Annotated in this window: 18 protein-coding genes and 1 other annotated feature; of the genes, 7 read left to right on the forward strand and 11 right to left on the reverse strand. The window is 61.1% G+C overall.

Annotated elements, in window-relative coordinates; translation table 11 throughout:
• Window positions 1–14: 14 nt before the first annotated feature.
• Window positions 15–2,474 carry a bifunctional aspartate kinase/homoserine dehydrogenase I gene (thrA, locus tag BN1123_RS13715; protein WP_042027621.1) on the reverse strand — a complete coding sequence of 820 codons (2,460 nt, stop codon included), beginning with the start codon at window positions 2,472–2,474 and terminating at the stop codon, window positions 15–17.
• A gap of 48 nt (window positions 2,475–2,522) precedes the next feature.
• Window positions 2,523–2,655 (reverse strand) — a sequence feature (Thr leader region).
• Between the two features lie 69 nt (window positions 2,656–2,724).
• Entirely contained in the window at window positions 2,725–3,417 is a 693-nt protein-coding gene (locus BN1123_RS13720) for a tRNA/rRNA methyltransferase (RefSeq protein ID WP_042027625.1), read from the reverse strand.
• Between the two features lie 197 nt (window positions 3,418–3,614).
• On the opposite strand from BN1123_RS13720, the gene aceK reads away from it, so the two are divergent.
• The gene (gene aceK, locus BN1123_RS13725) at window positions 3,615–5,342 is read left to right on the forward strand and encodes a bifunctional isocitrate dehydrogenase kinase/phosphatase (RefSeq protein ID WP_042027627.1); all 1,728 of its coding nucleotides are present in this window, start codon (window positions 3,615–3,617) and stop codon (window positions 5,340–5,342) included.
• Window positions 5,343–5,428: 86 nt separating this feature from the next.
• Here the strand turns inward: aceK and tesB are convergent, their stop codons facing one another.
• The 9 genes from tesB to rnm all read right to left on the reverse strand — a co-directional run bounded on the left by tesB (window position 5,429) and on the right by rnm (window position 12,777).
• On the reverse strand, window positions 5,429–6,295 hold the full coding sequence (tesB, locus tag BN1123_RS13730; RefSeq protein WP_042027629.1) for an acyl-CoA thioesterase II: 867 nt from the start codon (window positions 6,293–6,295) through the stop codon (window positions 5,429–5,431).
• A 407-nt stretch (window positions 6,296–6,702) separates the two neighbouring features.
• Entirely contained in the window at window positions 6,703–7,653 is a 951-nt protein-coding gene (locus BN1123_RS13735) for a transposase (protein WP_042027631.1), read from the reverse strand.
• 259 nt (window positions 7,654–7,912) lie between these two features.
• Window positions 7,913–8,203: a hypothetical protein gene (locus BN1123_RS13740; RefSeq protein WP_042027633.1), complete on the reverse strand. Its 291-nt coding sequence runs from the start codon at window positions 8,201–8,203 to the stop codon at window positions 7,913–7,915.
• Complete coding sequence (locus tag BN1123_RS20985) at window positions 8,203–8,523, reverse strand: hypothetical protein (RefSeq protein WP_197064516.1); 321 nt, start codon at window positions 8,521–8,523, stop codon at window positions 8,203–8,205. The genes BN1123_RS13740 and BN1123_RS20985 overlap by 1 nt, the downstream gene beginning before the upstream one ends.
• Window positions 8,524–8,684: 161 nt before the next feature.
• A complete protein-coding gene (gene rluB, locus BN1123_RS13745; RefSeq protein ID WP_026458107.1) occupies window positions 8,685–9,608 on the reverse strand; it encodes a 23S rRNA pseudouridine(2605) synthase RluB in 924 nt (307 codons plus the stop codon).
• Between the two features lie 96 nt (window positions 9,609–9,704).
• Window positions 9,705–10,307, reverse strand: a complete 603-nt coding sequence (scpB, locus tag BN1123_RS13750) for an SMC-Scp complex subunit ScpB (RefSeq protein ID WP_042027635.1) — start codon at window positions 10,305–10,307, stop codon at window positions 9,705–9,707.
• On the reverse strand, window positions 10,291–11,178 hold the full coding sequence (locus BN1123_RS13755) for a segregation and condensation protein A (protein WP_042027636.1): 888 nt from the start codon (window positions 11,176–11,178) through the stop codon (window positions 10,291–10,293). The genes scpB and BN1123_RS13755 overlap by 17 nt, the downstream gene beginning before the upstream one ends.
• Window positions 11,171–11,791: an L-threonylcarbamoyladenylate synthase gene (locus BN1123_RS13760; RefSeq protein ID WP_026457056.1), complete on the reverse strand. Its 621-nt coding sequence runs from the start codon at window positions 11,789–11,791 to the stop codon at window positions 11,171–11,173. Before BN1123_RS13760 ends, BN1123_RS13755 begins: the two co-directional genes overlap by 8 nt.
• A 104-nt stretch (window positions 11,792–11,895) precedes the next feature.
• The gene (gene rnm, locus BN1123_RS13765; RefSeq protein ID WP_042027638.1) at window positions 11,896–12,777 is read right to left on the reverse strand and encodes an RNase RNM; all 882 of its coding nucleotides are present in this window, start codon (window positions 12,775–12,777) and stop codon (window positions 11,896–11,898) included.
• Between the two features lie 447 nt (window positions 12,778–13,224).
• Here rnm and BN1123_RS13770 point away from each other — a divergent pair, with 447 nt between their 5' ends.
• From BN1123_RS13770 to trpA, 6 genes are read left to right on the forward strand one after another with little or no spacing between them, the layout of a single operon-like run.
• The gene (locus BN1123_RS13770) at window positions 13,225–14,871 is read left to right on the forward strand and encodes an anthranilate synthase component 1 (RefSeq protein WP_042027640.1); all 1,647 of its coding nucleotides are present in this window, start codon (window positions 13,225–13,227) and stop codon (window positions 14,869–14,871) included.
• Entirely contained in the window at window positions 14,864–15,463 is a 600-nt protein-coding gene (locus BN1123_RS13775; RefSeq protein ID WP_042027643.1) for an aminodeoxychorismate/anthranilate synthase component II, read from the forward strand. Before BN1123_RS13770 ends, BN1123_RS13775 begins: the two co-directional genes overlap by 8 nt.
• Window positions 15,464–15,477: 14 nt before the next feature.
• Window positions 15,478–16,497, forward strand: a complete 1,020-nt coding sequence (gene trpD, locus BN1123_RS13780) for an anthranilate phosphoribosyltransferase (RefSeq protein ID WP_042027644.1) — start codon at window positions 15,478–15,480, stop codon at window positions 16,495–16,497.
• Window positions 16,498–16,511: 14 nt separating this feature from the next.
• Window positions 16,512–17,966, forward strand: a complete 1,455-nt coding sequence (trpCF, locus tag BN1123_RS13785) for a bifunctional indole-3-glycerol-phosphate synthase TrpC/phosphoribosylanthranilate isomerase TrpF (RefSeq protein ID WP_042027645.1) — start codon at window positions 16,512–16,514, stop codon at window positions 17,964–17,966.
• 48 nt (window positions 17,967–18,014) lie between these two features.
• Window positions 18,015–19,208 carry a tryptophan synthase subunit beta gene (trpB, locus tag BN1123_RS13790; protein WP_042027646.1) on the forward strand — a complete coding sequence of 398 codons (1,194 nt, stop codon included), beginning with the start codon at window positions 18,015–18,017 and terminating at the stop codon, window positions 19,206–19,208.
• Window positions 19,205–20,011 (forward strand): tryptophan synthase subunit alpha, encoded by an 807-nt coding sequence (trpA, locus tag BN1123_RS13795; RefSeq protein WP_042027647.1) that lies wholly within the window; start codon window positions 19,205–19,207, stop codon window positions 20,009–20,011. Before trpB ends, trpA begins: the two co-directional genes overlap by 4 nt.
• Window positions 20,012–20,531 lie beyond the last annotated feature (520 nt).

Here is a 20,531-nt window from a genome sequence, read left to right on the forward strand (position 1 = left end):
CTCTGCGCTCATGCTTACAGCTCCTGCTTCCAGTTCTGGGTGCGCAGCACGTCGGCAAAGACGCCGGCGGCAGTCACCTCGGTACCGGCGCCATAGCCACGCAACACCAGCGGGATCGGCTGGTAATAGGTAGAGAAGAAGGCGAGCGCGTTCTCCCCGTCTTTTACCTTGAACAGCGGCTCGTCGGCGCCGACCGCCTTGATGGCGACCTTGCACTTGCCACCCTCGATGGAACCCACGTAACGCAGCACCTTGCCTTCACTCTGGGCCAGGGCGAACTGATCGCGGAACCAGCCGTCAGCCTCGGGCAGGCGGGCCATAAAGGCTTCCACGTCGCCGCTGACGTCGAAGCCCGGCGGCAGCGCCTGCTCCACCTCTACGTCGGAGAGCTCCAGCGCCATGCCGGCCTCACGAGCCAGGATCAGCAGCTTGCGGGCCACGTCCATGCCGTTGAGATCGTCACGGGGATCCGGCTCGGTGAAGCCGTTGCTGCGGGCGATCTGGGTGGCTTCGGAGAAAGCCATTCCCTCGTCCAGCTTGCCGAAGATAAAGGAGAGCGAACCGGACAGCACGCCGTCGAAGGCGCGCAGCTTGTCGCCGGCCTTGATCAGGTTCTGCAGGTTCTCGATGACCGGCAGGCCCGCACCCACGTTGGTCTCGTAGAGGAACTTGCGGCGAGTCTGGCGGGCGGTGCGGCGCAGCGCCTTGTAGTAATCGAGCGACCCAGTATTGGCCTTCTTGTTCGGAGTGACCACGTGGAAACCGGCGGCCAGGAAGTCGGCATACTGCACCGCGATGGCCTCGCTTGATGTGCAATCGACGATCACCGGGTTGATAAGGTGGCTGTCTTCCACCAGCTTCTGCACCGCTTCCAGGCTGAAGCTGTCGCGGGCTTCCACCAGCTGCTCGCGCCAGTTGGCAAGATTGAGCCCATCCTTGTTGACCGCCATCTGGCGGCTGTTGGCGATACCCACTACCCGCAGGCCAGTGCCCTGTTCGGCCAGTACCGGCTGCTGGCGCGCGATCTGATCCACCAGGGCGGCGCCGACACCGCCGACTCCGACCACGAAGAGATCGATGAACTGTTGGCTGCCAAAGAAGTTCTGATGGCAGGCCTTGATGGCCTCCGCCACCTTGCCGGCACGTACCACGGCAGAGATGGAGCGCTCGCTGGAGCCCTGCGCGATGGCGACGATATTGATGGAGGCTTGCGCCAGCGAGGTGAAGAAGCGCGCCGCCATCCCCTTGCTGGTGCGCATGCCGTCACCGATGAGGGAGATGATGGCCAGATCCTGCATGATCTCGAGGGGATCGAGCAGCTGGTTCTTGAACTCCAGCTCGAACTCGCGCTCCAGCACCTTGCGGGTCTTGTCCAGATCGTAACTGTGGATACAGAAGCTGACGCTGTACTCGGAAGATGATTGGGTGATGAGGACGATGCTGACCCCGGCGCGGGAAACGGCGGAGAAGATGCGACCCGCCATGCCCACCATGCCCTTCATGCCGGGGCCGGAGACGTTGAACATGCACATGCCGGAGAGATCCGAGATGGCCTTCACTTTCAGATCATCATCCCCCTGCTCAACCCCGATCAGGGTGCCCGGCCCCTGGGGATTGAAGCTGTTCTTGATAAGGCAGGGGATGTGGAACTGGGCCACGGGGGCGATGGTTTTCGGGTGCAGCACCTTGGCGCCGAAGTAGGAGAGCTCCATCGCCTCCTTGTAGGAGAGGGTTTTCAGCAGATAGGCATCCGGCACCAAGCGTGGGTCGCAGTTGTAGCAACCTTCCACATCGGTCCAGATCTCGCAGCACTCGGCGTCGACACAGGCGGCCAGCACGGCGGCGGAGTAGTCGGAGCCGTTGCGCCCCAGCAGCACGGTTTCGCCCTTGTCGCTGCCACCGGTAAAGCCCGGCATCAGGTAGAGACAGTCAGAACGCAGCCCCTTGGCGGCAAAGCGCAGGCGGGAGGCTTCGATATCGACATGGGCTTCCAGATAACCGCCGTCGGTCACCAGCAGCTGCTCCGGCACGATGAGATCCAGTTCGAGGCCGCGCACCCGCAACAGCTCGTGCATAAAGGCGATGGAGAGATTTTCGCCACGGCTCAGGATGCGAGCCTGCACGTTGTCAGGGCACAGCCCCAGCAGACGGATCCCCTGCATCAATCGCTCCACCTGATCCAGCTCACTGGTCAGCCGGGCCTGCAGCGCCTTCTCGTCGAGCGCCGGGTAGGCGGCCTTCAATCCGGCCAGCAGGCGGGAGAAGATACCGTTGATTTCAAACAGGGTATTGGTGGCATCCATGCCGCGACTGGTCTGCTCCACCAGGGCCACCAGGTGGTTGGTCACCTTGGCCGGAGCCGACAGCACCAGGGCGACCTGAGACTGGCCATGGGTATTCACCGCGATATCGGCTACCCGTAAAAAACGCTCTGCGTCGGCCAGTGACGAACCGCCAAACTTCAACACTCTCATCGCACTCTCTCCCTGTAATCCCTTGAAAAACGGTATGAAAATAACCCAACAAAAAAGGCCCGTACTGGGTGGGTACGGGCCTTTTCAGATTTCTGTGCTTGTTCGTCAGCGCATCAACCGGCCCCAGTGCCACCTGTGGTGGTACCGGTAATAATGGTGGTGGTGGTGATGTGGCTGAAAAGGGGCATGACGAACTCTCTTGAACGAAGCTGGCTTTTAGCAATACCCCGCCGGGCGCCCGGCTGTCAACCTAAACCTCTTGGCCAAACTTGCGGATCAGGTCTTTGCAGAGCAAATGGAGCATATTCAGATCCCGCTGCGGCAGCATGGGTACCCGGTCCATCACCCATTGATGCAGCTTTTCATCCTGTGAAACTCCGAGTTCACCCAGAATTTCTGCTGTTTTTTGTTTCAGCACGCGAACCTGCCCAACGGTATCCCCTTTTTCTGCTACGGCCTCTGGCCCATCCAGCAGCTGACTCAGCTCGTAGGCATACAGCATGATCGCCTGACCGAGGTTCAGCGATGGATACCCCACCTTGAGGGGCAGGTAGCTGATGAGATCGACCTGGGCGAGCTGCTCGTTGGAAAGCCCCGACTCCTCGCAGCCAAACACGATGGCGACCTTGCGAAGCGACGACTTGGCGCGGATCTGATCGCGAATTTCCGCCGGAGTGAGGTAGTGCTGATAGCGGCCGCGCTGACGGGCGGTGGTGGCGATCACCAGATCCATGTCGACCAGGGCTTCCGGCAGGGTGTCGAAGGCCTCGGCGTTAGTCAGAATCTCCTGCGCGCCGTGCGCGACCCAGCCCGCCTCTTCCTCCTCGTGCACCCGGCTCGCCACCAGTCGCATGGCGTCAAAGCCCATGGTTTTCATGGCGCGCGCGGCAGCCCCCACGTTCGCGGCGCGAGCGGGTGCCACCAGGACAAAATAGAGTTTCATTGGGTTTCCTCTTGGGCCGGGCCGAGCTGCGAAAACAGACGGCAAACAGTCGGTAAAACAGGGGCGCAATCTACCGTTTATCCCCGAAAATTGCCACTTGAACAGACGTTTGAATGTTGCCATAGTGGCCAGACGTGCGCAGAAAACGCGCACCTTTGCCCGCGCTATCGGCCCGACACAGCACAAGGAAGAGAGAGATGCCGCAGCCATTGGAACAGGCCGTCGCCGAGACCATCTTGCAACGCTTCGAGTCGTTTTACAGCCGCTTTCTCGAGATCACCCGCGGCAGCAAGAGCCGCTTCGAGAACAGTGATTGGCTGGGAGTCCAGCTCGCAGGACGGGAGCGGATCCGCCTCTATGATCACCATGTGGGCGCCACCGCCAGCTCCATCCGCCAGATGATGGGGGAACATCACGCCACCCAGGCGCTGCTCAAACGGGTGAAGGGGGCTTTCAGCGATCTGCTACCCCACTGCGAGAACTTCGAGGTGGCCGAGTCCTTCTTCAACTCCGTCTATCGCCGGATCTTTCGCCACCGCAACATCCGTGACGAGAACCTCTATATCCACCCGTTTCTCAGCCGGGGGGAGCACCCGGATCTGGGCAGCCTGCTGCGGGTCTATCGCACCGATCTGGCCCATCTGCCTCAGACCCTGAGCCAGCTCTTGGGGGATTACAGCTTCACCCTGCCCTATGAGGACAAACAGCGCGATATTGTCGACATCCACCACCATCTTGCCGAGAACGGCCCACAAATCCTCCATGAGGAACCCTTCACCATAGAGCTGCTCAAAGAGGTGTTCTATCGCAACAAGGGGGCCTATCTGGTGGGGCTTATCCGGGTTAAGGGACAGGTGTTGCCCTTTATCCTGCCCCTGCTCAGCACGGGCCAGAGCATCTATGTGGATACCGTCATCTTCGAGCCGGCCATCGCCTCCATCGTGTTCGGTTTCGCCCGCGCCTACTTCATGGTCTATGCCCCCGTGCCGGCCCTGTTCGTGATCTTCCTTCGCCAGATCATGCCCCACAAGGCGGACTACGAGATCTACAACGCCATCGGCTGCCAGAAGCACGGCAAGACCGAGCTCTACCGCCACTACCAGCAACATCTGGCCCAGAGCCGGGAGCAGTTCGTCATCGCCCCTGGCATCAAGGGGATGGTGATGAGCGTGTTTACCCTCCCCTCCTACGACGTGGTGTTCAAGGTGATCAAGGACGAGTTCACCCCCCCCAAGGAGGTGAGCCACGCCCAGGTCAAAGAGAAATACCGGCTGGTGAAACAGCACGATAGGGTCGGCCGCATGGCCGATACCCAGGAGTTCACCAACTTCGAGTTTCCGCTGGAGCGCATTTCACCGGAGCTACTGGCCGAGCTCAAGGCGGTGGCCCCCTCGGCGCTCACCATCACCAGTGACAAGCTGGTGATCAAGCACCTCTACACCGAGCGCAAGATGATCCCCCTCAACCTCTATCTGGACAAAGCGGACGAGCAGCAGACCCGGCTCGCACTGGAGGAGTACGGCAACGCCATCAAGCAGTTGGCCGCGGCCAACATCTTCCCGGGGGACATGCTGTTCAAGAACTTTGGCGTGACCCGTCACGGCCGTGTGGTGTTCTACGACTACGACGAGATCTGCTACATGACGGAGTGCAACTTTCGCCAGATCCCGCCGCCGCGCTATCCGGAGGACGAGTGGAGTGCCGAGCCCTGGTACTCGGTGGCCCCCAACGACATCTTCCCCGAAGAGTTCGCCACCTTCCTGCTGCAAAAGCCCCAGGTGCGGGAGATCATGATGCAGCTGCACAAGGAGCTGTTCGATGCCAGCTACTGGCAAAAACTGCAGGGCAATATCAAGGAGGGGCTGTTCGAGGATGTCTACCCCTACCGGCGCAAGAAGCGTTTCAAATACCAGCGCGGGGGATGACGGGGTCAGGCTCACTCATTGTTCACGGCGATAACAGAAGGGGGGGGCCATGCCACCCCCTTCTGTTGTCCGGCCATTGACGACGCCTAGCTGCCGCGCCGGCGGATCACCCCTTCCTGCATGGTGCTGGCCACCAGCACCCCATCACGGGTGAAGAACTGGCCGCGTACCAGGCCGCGCCCGCCGCTGGCGCTCGGGCTGTCCACCACGTAGAGCAGCCAGTCATCCAGCCTGAAATCGCGGTGGAACCACATGGAGTGGTCGATGGTGGCCACCTGCATGTCCGGCTCCCAGTAGGAGACGCCGTGGGGCTGCAGGGCGGTGAACAGGAAGTGGAAATCGGAGGCATAGGCCAGCAGGTATTTGTGTACCCGCAAATCGTCCGGCATCTGGCCATTGGCCTTGAACCAGACGTGGCGCAGCGGCTCGTGCACATCCGGGCGGATCGGGTCGACCAGAGTCACAGGGCGAATTTCGATGGGCTTTTCGCACATGATCTTGTCCCGCAGCGCCGGCGGGATCTGCTGCTCGTAGGGGCGCACCAGCTCCAGTTCACTCTTGAGCTGATCGGGGGGGGTGATCCCCGCCGGCATCTGCGCCTGGTGCTCGAACCCCTCGGCCTCAATCTGGAACGAGGCGTTGAGATAGAAGATGGGTTTGCCGCCCTGAATGGCCTTGACCCGGCGGGTGGAGACGGTCTGGCCATCGCGGATGTTCTCCACGTCGTAGACGATGGGGCGATTGGCATCGCCGGGGCGCAGGAAGTAGGAGTGGAAACTGTGTACCTGGCGATCGGCGGCGACCGTCTGCTTGGCGGCTGACAAGGCCTGCCCCATCACCTGTCCGCCAAACACGGCCCGCAGGCCGAGATCCTGGCTCTGGCCCCGAAACAGGCCCTCCTCGATTTTCTCGAGCGCCAGCAACGCCAGCAGCTCGTCCAGTACCTTGCTCATGGTTCACTCCTCTGTCAGAGCCGCAAAGGCTAACAAGCCCGCCCAGGCAGGGCAACCACCCCGACCCCCACCAGCCACTCGCCCGGCCCCATTAATTCAGCAATCCTGCACATTGAACAATAACGGACGCAGCAGGGACCAACGAAAAGGCCCACCGAAGAGGTGGGCCTTGAAAGTAGCAATTAGCGGTAAAGTAACAATTAGGACACCCACATTTTTGAGTAAGCCACTATCAGGCTGCTTGCAGACACCTTGCAGACACAATGAGGGTGAGTGAATTCGAACTGACACCTGCAAAGTCAGCTAGTGAGAGAGATTTTCAGGTTTAGAAAGCAACAGCCCCTACACAGTCATTCACTGAACTGTGTGCAATACCCAGAGCTATCGACAGGGTGAACGCCAAGTAATCAAAGGCGTGGTTGATGGCATCGCCGCTGGCCACAATGGCGAGCAAACTGCTGGCATTGCTCTCTGTCTCCCACCACTCTGATCCCTTGTCGCCTAAACAGCGTCACCTGCTTCAACCAGCTGATAGCATCAAGGCCCAGTCGTTCCAGAATAGGTCCAAGGTGAGCCGGAATATGACCACGCTTGTCGGGCCGAATTGCACGACCTGTCCAATCAACCAACATTAGGTAGTCCGTGAAGGCATAGGGCAATTTTTCAGGGTTCCCCTGGCTGGCAAACGGCAGCAAAAGGGGTGGCAAAACCTCAGTCGTAGCAGGCTCGTCAAGGCGCTGCTTGATACTGGTGTAGTCACTCAGCTCTAGCCGCTCGGTCAACGCGGCTCGTATCGGATTGAGGTCAACATACGCCATACAGGCCAGCAAGGCTGATTCGGTGAGCAAAGCCTGACTCTTGAAGCGGCCCTCCCAGAAATGGCCTTTGCAACCATCTTCCTGATTGGCCTGACGGGCCAGATTTTCATTGAGTAGCCGAATAAACCAACTGATGGAGTGAAGCCGCTCCCGCCATTGGGCTAGCAATTGCTGCACAACAGCCAGTTCAGGCTCGATCAACATCTCCCCTTGATACCAACGCCTAACCAACAGCGGCCACTGGAAAAGCGCAGCCCAGCGCTCGGCCACCTCCCGCTCACTCCAGTTGGCTGCGGTATCGGGCTCCACCTTGAGCACCAGATGATAGTGATTGCTCATCACCGCATAAGCACAAATGCCGATAGCAAACAACCGCGATAGTTGCCCCAACTTGTCGACCACCCACTGACGCCGATGCTCGTAACTCTGGCCTGAATGGGCATCGTCACCACACAGGAAGGCTCGCCGCACACAGCGGCTGACCACGTGGTAGTAAGGCGTATCCTGCAAGCTGATTTGACGTGAACGGGCAATGGTCATGGCGCATCCCTCAACGGTGACCTCTCAAGTCAAGAACAGCACTACGCCACTGTCAAAAAGGTGGGTGTCCCAGATTTCGCCAGATTTCGGGGCCACTATCGAAACGCTCAAGGCGTATGTCGCCTCGCAGAACACACCAGATTAGCTCCCCTTATATCCCCGCCCGATTGGGCGAGGGTTTACGGGGCATCTGCTAACTAAAAAAGTGGGTGTCCCAGAATTTCTCCCAGAATTTCGATGGTATATTCTCGGCGCTCAATTAAATTTTGTAATCTACGGACCGAAGTATCTCAAGAAAGCGCTGGTAGGCGGTTGGGTCTGCCTCTACCAATCCATCAAGAATATCCTCTTCAATCAATGGTTTATAAAAAACACCATCATCCATATATATATAGTCATTTCCTAATTCTGGATCTAACACCTCAACTTCACTTGCATCGTATGCAAGCAAACCATCATATCCTTTTGAAAGGCCATAAAAATATGTTTTGCCATGGAGCCAATAAATAGCAAAAACGGCCACTTCTGTTTCTGATTTCTTTATTTTCATTAGTCACCTTTCATAATTGAATTGCCTGGCTGAAGATTATTTCGCTCTGGTGTTGTTATCTTCATATCGTAAGCCTTACCAGTATTAAAGTTATACTGGTAGTGAATTGTTATGTTGGTTCCATCAGGCAACTGGTGTGTAGCTTGCATTTTCTGAAAACCAGCATCAGCAGGGAAACGAAGATCTTTATTCATACCTTTTAGTGGCTGACCCAAGGACGGGGCATCAATAACTACATTCCAGAGTACTTGCTCATTCAGATTACGTGGAGCAGTAAATTGCACACCTGGCTTAGCTGTAGAGATAGCTTCTGCAACCAATTACTGGGACAGCCATCTTTCTGACAAAGGCATAACATCACCAGCATATCCGATAGGAGCCGCTGCCGGACACTGAAAAAAAGCCCGCACCATGGGGTGCGGGCTTTGATAACTGCTGGTGGCACCGGTAGCTGACGGGCCACCTGCGCCATGGCGGGCGCTTATTTGCTGCCGGTACCCGAATTGCGGGTAGAGGAGGTCGGCTTGCGACGGGCGGTGGTGGCGCGGGCGCGCGGCTCCTTGCCCTGCATCTCCTTGTGACGCTTGACGGCGCGGCGGATCTGGGCGGCCTGCTTGTGACGGCTGCTCTTGCCGTCCTGTTGCAGATCGACCTTGGATTCGGTCTCCGGCGGCAGATTGACCAGGCCGCGCAGGTAGTTAACCTCGGGCAGCTTGAGCTCCTGCCAGCCACCGCGCGGGATGGCGCGATCCAGCTTGACGTCACCGTAGCGAATACGCATCAGGCGGCTCACCTGCACTTCCTGGGATTCCCACAGGCGGCGCACTTCACGGTTGCGACCTTCAGTCAGGGTAACGTTGAACCACTGGTTCAGACCTTCGCCGCCAGCCGGCTTGATCTTGTTGAACTTGGCCATGCCATCTTCCAGCTGCACGCCCTTGCGCAGGCGCTGCAGCATGGCTTCGGTGATCTCGCCAAAGACCCGCACCGCGTATTCCCGCTCCACTTCGTGGCTCGGGTGCATCAGGCGGTTGGCCAGTTCACCATCGGTGGTGAACAGCAGCAGACCGGAGGTGTTGACGTCGAGGCGGCCTACCGCAATCCAGCGGGCCCCTTCCATCTTGGGCAGACGATCAAACACGGTGGGGCGACCTTCCGGATCGTGACGGGTACACATCTCCCCTTCCGGCTTGTGGTAAGCCAGCACGCGGCAGATCACTTCCTCTGCGGCGCGGGTCTTGACCTGGTGACCATCCACCCGGATCACGGCGTTCACTTCGACGCGATCCCCCAGTGTGGCGACCTTGCCATCCACACTGACCCGACCTGCGGTGATCAGGGCCTCCATCTCACGACGGGAGCCGTGACCCGCGCGGGCCAACACTTTTTGCAGTTTTTCACTCATCGGGGTTACCTGATTGTTGATCGCTGCCCACCGGCATGGGGGCAACGGTTGTCACTGTGGCGGGGCCCTTCGGGCAGTCCGCCACCGTTTGCATGATTAAGAGACCCGGTCAGCATTTTTGTCGCCGACATCAGGCTCGCTCCCCTCATCCACCATGGTGGCCAACGAGGGTTGCAGTTCGGGATCCAGCTCGGGGAGCTGCTCCAGACTCTGCAGGTTGAAATAGTCCAGAAATGCCCGGGTAGTGGCAAGCAGCTCGGGGCGCCCCACCACCTCCTTGTGGCCGATGCTGCGCACCCAGCCACGATCCTTGAGCGTGTTCACTATCTGGCTCGACACCGCCACCCCGCGGATCGCCTCGATCTCGGCCCGGGTGATGGGTTGACGATAGGCGATCAGCGTCAGCGTCTCCATCACGGCGCGCGAATAGCGCGGGGCCCGCTCGCTCCACAGGCGCGAAAGCTCCTCGGCGTAATCCTGGCGGGCCTGAAAGCGCCAGCCGGAGGCGACCTCCTTGAGCTCCACCCCCCGCTCGCTGTAATCCTGTTTGAGCTCCGCCAGCAGCAGCTGCACGTAGCGGGTGGTGACAGGATAGTCGGCCAGCACGCTGTTTTTCAGCTCGCTGATATTGAGCGGGCGCCCTGCGACAAACAGGGCGGCCTCGATCAGCGTCTTGAGTCGTTCAGTGGGCAGCGCCACGGTTGCCCTCCTCGCTCTGCTCGGCCAACGCGAAATGGATTGGACCCAGTGGTTCTGCCTGCAGGATCCAGATCAGTTGTTCCTTGCACAGCTCCAGCAGGGCCAGAAACGTCACCAGCACGCCCATGCGCCCCTCTTCGGCCCGCAGCACCTGTTCAAGGCGCAGGGTCTGGCCCAGGGAGAGCATGGCGAGGATCTCCGCCATCCGCACCCGGGTCGGGATCTGCTCGCGGCGGATCTGGTGATGTTCAAAATGAGTCGCGCGTTTTACCACACTTTGCATGTAAAGGGCGAGCTCAACCAGCGAAACATCGGGAGTCAGCGGCTTGAGGGAGCCAAAATCCGGCGGCAGAGCGGCGGCGATGAAGATCTCCCGCTCCACCCTGGGCAGCGCGTCCACCCGCTCGGCGCCGACCTTGTAGCGCTCATACTCCTGCAGGCGGCGGATCAGGGTCACGCGGGGATCTTCCCCCTCCTCATCATCTTCCAGCTCGGGCGCCTTGGGCAGCAGCAGGCGGGATTTTATCTCCGCCAGCCAGGCTGCCATCAGCAGGTACTCGGCCGCCAGCTCCAGATTGAGCCCCTGCATCAGCTCTACGTACTCCATGTACTGGGCGGTGATCTGCAGGATCGGCAGGTTGAGGATATCGAGCTGCTGGCGCCGGATGAGATAGAGCAAGAGATCGAGCGGCCCCTCGAAGGTATCGAGGAACACCTCCAGCGCATCGGGCGGAATGAACAGATCCTGGGGCAGCTCGTGATAGGGCTGCCCCAGGACTTTCGCGATAGGGGTGAGGGCTGCTGCCCCCTCCCCCGTCTCGCCGGGAATCGTCGTGGCCGTCACGGACACGGGTTCAGCGGTCTCACTCAAACGGAGTCGGATCCCCGGCACCGCGACGACGTAGCACGGGCTCGTCGTCGGAGAAGTCCACGACCGTGGTGGGCTGCTCGCCCAGATAACCGCCGTTGACCACCAGATCCACCTGCTTGCCCAGCTTGTCGAAGATCTCCTCGGGGTCGAACTCCGCCATCTCGGAATCGGGCAGGATCAGGGTGGTGGAGAGCAGCGGCTCACCGAGGGCTTCGAGCAGCGCCTGTGCGATCTTGTTGTCCGGTACCCGGATGCCGATGCTCTTCTTCTTCTCATTCATCAAGCGCCGCGGCACCTCCTTGGTGGCCTTGAAGATGAAGGTGTAGGCACCCGGGGTGTTGTTCTTGATCAGGCGAAACGCGCTGTTGTCCACCTTGGCGTAGGTGGCGATCTCGGAGAGATCCCGACACACCAGGGTGAAGTCGTGGTTGGGATCGATGCGACGGATGCGGCAGATACGCTCCAGCGCCCCCTTGTCACCCATCTGGCAGCCCAGGGCATAGCCGGAATCGGTGGGATAGACGATGACACCGCCGTTTTGCAGAATTTGCACCGCCTGGCTGACGAGACGCGCCTGGGGGTTTTCCGGATGTACGTAAAAGTGCTGACTCATAACATGTTCTCGCAATGGGGGCAGCAACATCTGCCCGCTTGATGGTCATGGACGCAACCCCATGACACTACCTTAATCTGTTTGGCGTTGCGGCGCCCGCTTCATTAACGGCTGGCCAACAGGCCGGCATGCTCCTCGGCGCTCAGGCCGAAGTGGCCGGGATAGGCCAGCCACAGTGGCGTGCCCTCCTTGGGCAGCCAGAGGTGGCGACCCAACTCGGTCCAGTTGGAGGGGAAGTGAAAATCGGACCCCACCGAGATATAGAGATCCTGATCTTTGGCCCACTGGCCGAGATTGGCCCGCTCCTGGGGGCTCTGCTGGGGCAGCGAGACCTCCATGGCGTCTCCCCCAGCGGCCTTGAAGGCCACCAGCAGCCGCTTGATCCACTTGGCGGTAAGATCGTAGCGGCTCGGGTGGGCCAGCACCGCCAGTCCGCCGGCGTCGTGAATGACGGCGATGGCATCGCGCATCTCGGGCCACTCGGCCGGCACATAGCCCTTGTTGCCGCGGCTCAGGTACTTTTTGAATACCTTTTGCATGTTGTCGGCCACCCCGCGCGCCACCAGCACCCGGGCAAAGTGGGCCCGGGTCACGGCGGCGTCGCCGGCCAGTTGTTTGGCCTCTTCATAGGTACCGGGGATGAGGCACTTCTCCAGACGGCGCCCGATCTCCTCGGCGCGCGCCTCGCGCCGGGCCAGCTGACCGGCCAGAAAGGCGGCCAGCTGCGGATTTTTTTCATCCACCCCGAGGGCCACTATGTGGATCTCGTGGTGCTCCCAGCCGGTGGAAATTTCGACCCCGCTCACCAGCCGAAGCGGCAGTTGCTCGGCGGTGATGGTCTGGCGCACCTCATCAAGCCCGGCAAGGGTGTCGTGGTCAGTAACTGCTAACACCGCAACCTCATTTTCGGCAGCGCGGCGCACCAAATCGGCCGGGCTCAGCACCCCGTCGGAGGCCGTGGTATGGCAGTGAAGATCGAATCTCATCAGATTATTCCGCTCTCGTGGTCAGGTCACTGTTTGTAGTAATTCGGCAAAAGAAGGCTAAAAAGCGACTTGACTTGGCCGCGGCTTTATCGTTTTCTGTAGGCACTTCATTGCAAACATCTTTTTACAGGAATTTATCATGCAAACGACTTCCATCCTGACCATTTGGTGGTGGCACACTCCCTGACATGCGGGCGTGTGGTCGTTGCTGTACCTGTAATCTGACAGCAAACAAAGAACCAAAGAAAAAGCCCGCTGACCCCAGCGGGCTTTTTTATTATCCGGCAAATGGACCTGTGATGAAACCGAGAATTCAGACAAGCATACCGACCTGGCGATGGCGCCCCTGACAAGCGCAACCAGACCCCTTCAATTTCAAAGGCATTTTTCAAAGGTATTAGACGTCATGAACATCGGTAACACGCATCACACGCAAGGGAACGCACTATGACAGCCACGTATCGCCTGCCACTGGGTGAATTCGATACCCTCAAGTTAAACGCCCCCTATGTGGCCGACCCGCTGGCGCTCTACAGCCAGCTCTGTCAGGGCCGCCCCAACAACCTGCTGCTGGAATCGGTGGAGATCGACTCCAAGGCGGGCAAACAGAGCCTGCTGCTGGTGGATGCCTGCCTGCGCATCGAGTGCCGCGGCCGCACCGTGCGGGTACGCAGCCTCAATGACAACGGCGTCCAGCTGCAACGCCTGCTGAGCGAGCGCCTCAGCACCGTCATCAAACAGAGCGAAGTGGCTGGCGAGCTGCAACTCGACTTCCCGGTATCGGATCGGGCGCTCGATGAAGACAGCCGCCTCAAGGGCACCAGCGTGCTGGACGTGCTGCGCACCCTGCAGCAAGAGCTTGGGTGCGAGCAGGGCAAAGAGGCGCTCTTTATGGCGGGCAGCTTTGCCTACGACCTCATCGCCTCCTTTGAGGATCTGCCGGAGGTCCCCGAGGGGAGCAACGACTGCCCCGACTACTGCTTCTACGTAGCCGAGACACTCATCACCATCGACCATATCGCGCGCTCTACGGCGCTGCTCGCCTGCATCTTCGGCGGCGACAGCGACGAGCGCGAGCTGGATGAGCGCTACAACCGCCTGAGCGATCGCCTCGAGCAGTTCAAGCTGGCCTGCCAGCAAGCGGCCGAGCGGGCACTTGCTCCCCAGCCCCCGGTCGAGGGCATTCATGGCGGCATGCAGGTGGACAAGAGCGACAAGCAGTTCTGCGCCGAGGTGGAGAAGCTCAAGGGCTTTATCCGCCGCGGCGACATCTTCCAGGTGGTGCCGTCACGCTGCTTCTCCCTGCCCTGCCCCAGCCCCGTCGCCGCCTATCGCCGCCTCAAGCAGACCAACCCCAGCCCCTACATGTTCTACGTGCAGGATGAGGGCTTCACCCTGTTTGGCGCCTCCCCCGAGAGCGCGGTGAAATTCTGCGCCACCAGCCGCGATGTCGAGATGTACCCCATAGCCGGTACCCGCCGCCGCGGCTTCAACCCGGATGGCACCATCAACCGGGATCTCGACGGCCGCATTGAGCTGGAACTGCGTCAGGACGAAAAAGAGGTGGCCGAGCACCTGATGCTGGTGGATCTGGGCCGCAACGACATCGCCCGCATCTCGGAGCCGGGCACCCGCTACGTCAAGGAGCTGCTGAAAGTGGATCGCTACAGCCACGTGATGCACCTGGTTTCCAAGGTGGTCGGCACCCTGCGATCCGACCTTGACGCCCTGCACGCCTATCAGGCCTGCATGAACATGGGCACCCTCACCGGCGCGCCGAAGATCCGCGCCAGCGAGCTTATTCGCATGGTGGAAGGCAAGCGCCGCGGCAGCTACGGCGGCGCCGTGGGTTATCTGAACGGCGCGGGTGAGATGGATACCTGCATCGTCATCCGCTCCGCTTTCGTCAAAGATGGCGTGGCCCATGTGCAGGCCGGCGCCGGCGTGGTCTATGACTCCAAACCCCAGGCCGAGGCGGACGAGACCCGCGCCAAGGCGACGGCCGTGCTGGCCGCCATCGCCGCCAGCCATGGCACCTCCCTGCAAGCATTGAGCGCCCAGCAGGAACAACACAAGGACGTGAGTCATGACTAACATCTTCCTGCTCGATAATTTCGATTCATTCACCTACAACCTGGTGGATCAGTTCCGCTCCCTCGGCTATCCGGTGCGGATCTACCGCAACAGCCTGCCGGCGAGCCGCATCATGAGCGAGATCGCCGCCTGCGAGGGCGATGCCGTGCTGGTGCTCTCCCCGGGGCCGGGCGCCCCCCATGAAGCGGGTTGCCTGATTGACCTTATCAAGCTGGCCCGCGGCCAGGTGCCCATCCTCGGCATCTGCCTCGGTCATCAGGCACTGTGCGAAGCGTACGGCGGCACCGTCGGCGCGGCGGGCGAAATCGTCCACGGCAAGCGCTCTTTGATTGAGCACAACGGCCACGGCGCCTTCGCCGGTCTGCCGACCCCGCTGCCGGTGGCCCGCTATCACTCGCTGGTCGCCACCTATGTGCCGGACGAGCTGACGGTGATTGCCCACTATCAGGGCATGCCCATGGCCATCGAGCAGGCGGACGAACGGGTACTGGGCTTTCAGTTCCACCCGGAATCCATCATGACCTCGGAAGGGGCCCGCCTGCTGACCCAGGCGCTCGCCCATATCACCCGTCCCGAAAGCAGCGTGCGTTAAGGTAAGGAGACCCCATGCATCATCATCTCAACACCCTCTATCAGGGACAGTCTCTTACCCGCGACGCCGCCCGTGACGCCTTCGGCCAAGTGGTACGTGGCGAAGTGGATCCCATCGTTCTCGCCAGTCTCTTGACCGCCTTCAAGATCAAGGGGGAGACCCCGGAGGAGATCGCCGGCGCCGCCGAGGCCCTGCTGGCAGAAGCCCGCGACTTCCCGCATCCGGACTATGAGTTCTGCGACATCGTCGGCACCGGTGGCGATGGTCTCAACACCATCAACGTCTCCACCACCTCGGCGCTGGTCGCCGCCGCCTGCGGCCTGAAAGTGGCCAAGCATGGCAACCGCTCGGTCTCGAGCAAGTCGGGTTCGAGCGATCTGCTGGACAAGATGGGCATCAAGCTCGACATGAGCCCGGCGCAGGCGCGCCGCTGCCTCGATGAGCTCGGCATCTGCTTCCTGTTCGCCCCCCAGTATCACGCCGGGGTGCGCCACGCCATGCCGGTACGCCAGGCCCTCAAGACCCGCACCCTGTTCAATGTGCTGGGGCCGCTCATCAACCCCGCTCGCCCCACCTATCAGCTGATGGGGGTCTATGCCCCCGAGCTGGTGCGCCCCATCGCCGAAACCCTGCTGGCACTGGGGCTGAAAACCGGTATGGTGGTGCACGGCGCCGGGCTGGATGAAATTGCCATCCACGGCCCGACCCAGGTGGCCCAGATCCGTGACGGCGAGATCCGCGAGTTTCTGATCACCCCGGCTGACTTTGGCCTCGAGACCTATCCGGTCAGCGCCATTCAGGGCGGTGAGCCGGAAGAGAACCGCGCCATCACCGCCGCCATTCTGGAAGGGCGTGGCACCCCGGCCCACAACGCCGCCATCGCCGCCAACGTAGCCCCGCTGCTGCTGATGGCAGGCAAGGCGAAAGATCTCAAGAATGCCGCCGCCGAGGTGCTGGCGGTGCTGGCGAGCGGCAAGACGGCGGAGCTCGCCGCTCGGCTGGCCACCCTGAGTCATCAACCCGAACAGCAATAAGCGCCGAGCGACCCATGACAAGCGTTAGCAACAAGGACTCTACAATGCAGGATCACGCCATTTCGCCGGACTGTTTCCTCAACATGGCCTCCATCAACCAGACCATTCTCGGCAAAATCGTGGCGGCCAAACAGGAGTGGGTCGCCGCCCGCAAGCTGGCCCAGCCGCTGGAGAGCTTCCAGAGTGCGCTGATCCCAAGCGATCGGGATTTCGTCGGCGCGCTCAAGGCGGGCTCCACCCGCTTTATTCTGGAGTGCAAGAAGGCCTCCCCCTCCAAGGGGCTGATCCGCGACGACTTCAGCCCGGAAGCCATCGCCGATATCTACGGCAAATACGCCACCGCCATCTCGGTGCTGACCGACGAGAAGTTCTTTCAGGGGGATTTTGCCTTTTTGCCGCGGGTGCGCAGCCGCGTCAGCCAGCCGGTGCTCTGCAAGGATTTCATGATTGACCCCTATCAGGTCTATCTGGCCCGCCACTATCAGGCGGACGCCATCCTCCTGATGCTCTCGGTGCTCACCGACGAGGGCTATCGCGCCCTATTCGCGGTCGCCAGGGAGCTCGGCCTCGGCGTGCTGACCGAGGTGAGCAACGAGGAGGAGCTGACCCGCGCCATCGCGCTGGGGGCGCCGGTGATTGGCATCAACAACCGGGATCTGCGGGATTTGAGCGTCGATCTCGCCCGCACCAAACAGCTGGCCGCAGACATCCCGGCCGATCGGGTGGTGATCAGCGAATCCGGCATCAACCACCGCGCCCAGGTGGCGGATCTGCGCCACCATGCCAAGGGCTTCCTGGTGGGCTCATCCCTCATGGCCGAGCCGGATCTGGAGGCTGCGGTGCGCAAGCTCACCCTGGGCCAAAACAAGGTGTGCGGCCTCACCCGCCCCGAGGACGCCGTTGCCGCCCATCAGGCAGGCGCGGTGTTTGGCGGCCTTATCTTTGTGGCGAAAAGCCCGCGCTATGTGGACATTCCCGCCGCCCGCGCCGTGATGGCTGGGGCGCCGCTCTCTTACGTCGGGGTATTTCGCAATGCCCAGCCCGCCACTATCGCCAAGACAGTGGAGGCGCTGGGGCTCGCCGCGGTGCAGCTGCATGGGGATGAAGATGCAGCCTACATTGAGACCCTGCGCCCACTGCTGCCGGCTGGCTGTCAGATCTGGAAAGCAATTGGAATCACAAGTGGCGAGCCGCTGCCCGCCCTCGACTATCCGGCGGATCGCCTGCTGCTGGATACAAAAGTCGGCAGCCAGAGCGGCGGTACCGGTCAGGCGTTCGACTGGGCCCTGCTGGCCAATCTCGATAAAGCCAAGCTGATGCTGGCGGGCGGCCTTAATCCTGACAACGCCTTGCAAGCCGCGCAAGTGGGCTGCCTCGGCCTTGATTTCAACTCCGGGGTAGAGAGTGCCCCGGGCCAGAAGGATGCCCACAAGCTGGCGGCCGCCTTTGCCGCCCTGCGCAACCTGTAATGCAACCCCTTTTTGATGTTTCGATTTAGCAAATACAAGGAAGAAACCATGACCCTGCTCAACCCGTTTTTTGGTGAATTTGGCGGCATGTACGTGCCCCAGATCCTCATCCCCGCCCTGCTCCAGCTGGAGAAGGCCTTCGTCGATGCCAAGGATGATCCGGCCTTTATCGCCGAGTTTCAGTCCCTGCTGACCGAGTATGCCGGTCGCCCGACCCCGCTCACCCTGACTCGCAATCTGACCAAGGGCACCAAGACCCGCCTCTATCTGAAGCGCGAAGACCTGCTGCACGGCGGCGCCCACAAGACCAACCAGGTGCTGGGTCAGGCGCTGCTGGCCAAGCGGATGGGCAAGAACGAGATCATCGCCGAGACCGGTGCCGGCCAGCATGGCGTCGCTACCGCGCTGGCCTGCGCCCTGCTCGGCCTCAAGTGCCGGGTCTATATGGGTGCCAAGGATTGCGAGCGCCAGAAGCCCAACGTCTTTCGCATGAAGCTGATGGGCGCCACCGTCATTCCGGTGCATTCGGGCTCCGCCACCCTCAAAGATGCCTGCAACGAGGCGCTGCGCGACTGGGCCGCCAACTACGAGTCGGCCCACTACCTGCTCGGCACCGCCGCCGGTCCGCACCCCTTCCCCACTATCGTGCGGGAGTTCCAGAAGATGATCGGCGAAGAGGCCAAGGCCCAGTGCTTCGAGAAGGAAGAGCGACTGCCCGATGCGGTGATCGCCTGCGTCGGCGGCGGGTCCAACGCCATCGGCATGTTTGCCGACTTTATCGATGAGCCGTCGGTGCGCCTTATCGGTGTCGAGCCGGGTGGTCACGGTATCGAGAGTGGCGAGCACGGCGCGCCGCTCGGTCACGGCAGCAAGGGGGTCTTCTTTGGCATGCACTCCTATCTGATGCAGGACAATCAGGGCCAAATTCAGGAGTCCTACTCCGTCTCGGCGGGGCTGGATTTCCCCTCCGTCGGCCCGCAGCACGCCCACCTGGCCGCCATCGGCCGCGCCGAGTACCCCTCGGTGACCGACAAGGAGGCGCTGGACGCCTTCCAGGAGCTGGCCAAATCCGAAGGGATCATACCAGCGCTAGAGTCCTCCCACGCACTGGCCCACGCCCTCAAGATGGCCCGCAGTGAACCGGAAAAAGAGCAGGTGCTCATCGTCAACCTCTCCGGCCGTGGCGACAAAGATATCTTCACCGTGGCTGACATTTTTGAAAAAGAAGGAACCTTGTCATGAACCGTTACGCACAACTCTTCTCCCGTCTGGATGAAGCCAATCAGGGCGCCTTTGTGCCGTTCGTGATGCTGGGTGACCCGACTCCCGAATTGTCGCTGGCCATCGTCGATGCGCTGGTCGCAGGGGGCGCCGATGCCCTCGAACTCGGCATTCCCTTCTCCGATCCGGTAGCGGACGGCCCCACCATTCAGGGTGCCGCCCTGCGCGCCTTTGCCAGCCACACTACACCGGACGACTGCTTTGCGCTGCTCGCCAAGATCCGCGCCAAGTACCCGCAACTGCCCATTGGCCTCTTGGTCTACGCCAATCTCGTTTATGTGCGCAAGATCGACGGCTTCTACGAGAAGTGCCAGCAGGCCGGCGTGGATTCGGTGCTGGTCGCCGACGTGCCGGTGCAGATGTGCGCCCCCTACAAGGCGGCGGCCGACAAGTTCGGCATCGACAGCATCTTTATCGCCCCGCCCAATGGCGACGCCGAGACCCTGAAACAGGTGGCGGAGCTGGGCAATGGTTACACCTATCTGGTGAGCCGCGCCGGTGTGACCGGCGCCGAGACCAAGGCCGGCATGCCGGTGGAAGGTCTCATCAATACCCTGCGCGAGTTCAACGCCCCCCCCGCCCTGCTCGGCTTTGGCATCAGCGAACCGGCTCAGGTACGTGAAGCGATAGCCGCTGGCGCCGCCGGTGCCATCTCCGGCTCCGCCGTGGTGAAGATCATCGAGACCCACCACCAGAACCCGGAGCATATGCTCACCCGTCTGAAGGAGTTTGTGGAAGGGATGAAGGCCGCGACCAATCGATAAGGGGCGGCATGGGTCAAATGCCATTGACCGTGAGTGCGGAAAGGGAGCCTGATAGGCTCCCTTTTGTTATCCGGCGTCAGCGGTTGGCTTCTCTGTAGGTCTGATTAGCGAAGCGTAATCAGACGTTCGCGACGTTGATGTGGTGGCGCGGCTTCGCCACGCGGTGGCACACCGTAGGGTGCAATAAGCGCAGCGCATTGCACCGCAGCAAATTCCCTTTCCACGACGACAGACTCTCGCCGGATTCCAGAGCCGGCGGTTAGCCCCTTGATGCGGCTTCGCCCCATGGGACGCGAGTGCTCCGCCCTCGACGGGGTTTCGCCCGCCCTTCGGGCGTGGGCGAGTGACTTTTCTTTGCGTGGCCAAAGAAAAGTCACCAAAAGAAAGGCCACCCCCGCTTATTCACCCGACTGACGTCGGGTACCTTCGGCTCACCCTCTTGTCCAACGGCACGCGCCGATGGGCCGTCCATGGCCCAACGCCGCTCGCTCGGCATCCTGCCTCGCGGCCTGGACAAGAG

Source organism: Aeromonas enteropelogenes, assembly GCF_000819845.1.
Classification (GTDB): Bacteria; Pseudomonadota; Gammaproteobacteria; order Enterobacterales; family Aeromonadaceae; genus Aeromonas; species Aeromonas enteropelogenes.

What these genes read in the sequence shown, in the direction of transcription:
- thrA (WP_042027621.1), bottom strand. Translation starts at nt 2,474, where the DNA reads ATGAGAGTGTTGAAGTTTGGCGGTTCGTCACTGGCCGACGCAGAGCGT.
- rnm (WP_042027638.1), bottom strand. Translation starts at nt 12,777, where the DNA reads ATGAGATTCGATCTTCACTGCCATACCACGGCCTCCGACGGGGTGCTG.
- BN1123_RS13720 (WP_042027625.1), bottom strand. Translation starts at nt 3,417, where the DNA reads ATGAAACTCTATTTTGTCCTGGTGGCACCCGCTCGCGCCGCGAACGTG.
- BN1123_RS13770 (WP_042027640.1), top strand. Translation starts at nt 13,225, where the DNA reads ATGACAGCCACGTATCGCCTGCCACTGGGTGAATTCGATACCCTCAAG.
- trpA (WP_042027647.1), top strand. Translation starts at nt 19,205, where the DNA reads ATGAACCGTTACGCACAACTCTTCTCCCGTCTGGATGAAGCCAATCAG.
- tesB (WP_042027629.1), bottom strand. Translation starts at nt 6,295, where the DNA reads ATGAGCAAGGTACTGGACGAGCTGCTGGCGTTGCTGGCGCTCGAGAAA.
- BN1123_RS13740 (WP_042027633.1), bottom strand. Translation starts at nt 8,203, where the DNA reads ATGAAAATAAAGAAATCAGAAACAGAAGTGGCCGTTTTTGCTATTTAT.
- BN1123_RS13760 (WP_026457056.1), bottom strand. Translation starts at nt 11,791, where the DNA reads ATGAGTCAGCACTTTTACGTACATCCGGAAAACCCCCAGGCGCGTCTC.
- BN1123_RS13775 (WP_042027643.1), top strand. Translation starts at nt 14,864, where the DNA reads ATGACTAACATCTTCCTGCTCGATAATTTCGATTCATTCACCTACAAC.
- aceK (WP_042027627.1), top strand. Translation starts at nt 3,615, where the DNA reads ATGCCGCAGCCATTGGAACAGGCCGTCGCCGAGACCATCTTGCAACGC.
- trpCF (WP_042027645.1), top strand. Translation starts at nt 16,512, where the DNA reads ATGACAAGCGTTAGCAACAAGGACTCTACAATGCAGGATCACGCCATT.
- BN1123_RS13735 (WP_042027631.1), bottom strand. Translation starts at nt 7,653, where the DNA reads ATGACCATTGCCCGTTCACGTCAAATCAGCTTGCAGGATACGCCTTAC.
- trpD (WP_042027644.1), top strand. Translation starts at nt 15,478, where the DNA reads ATGCATCATCATCTCAACACCCTCTATCAGGGACAGTCTCTTACCCGC.
- rluB (WP_026458107.1), bottom strand. Translation starts at nt 9,608, where the DNA reads ATGAGTGAAAAACTGCAAAAAGTGTTGGCCCGCGCGGGTCACGGCTCC.
- trpB (WP_042027646.1), top strand. Translation starts at nt 18,015, where the DNA reads ATGACCCTGCTCAACCCGTTTTTTGGTGAATTTGGCGGCATGTACGTG.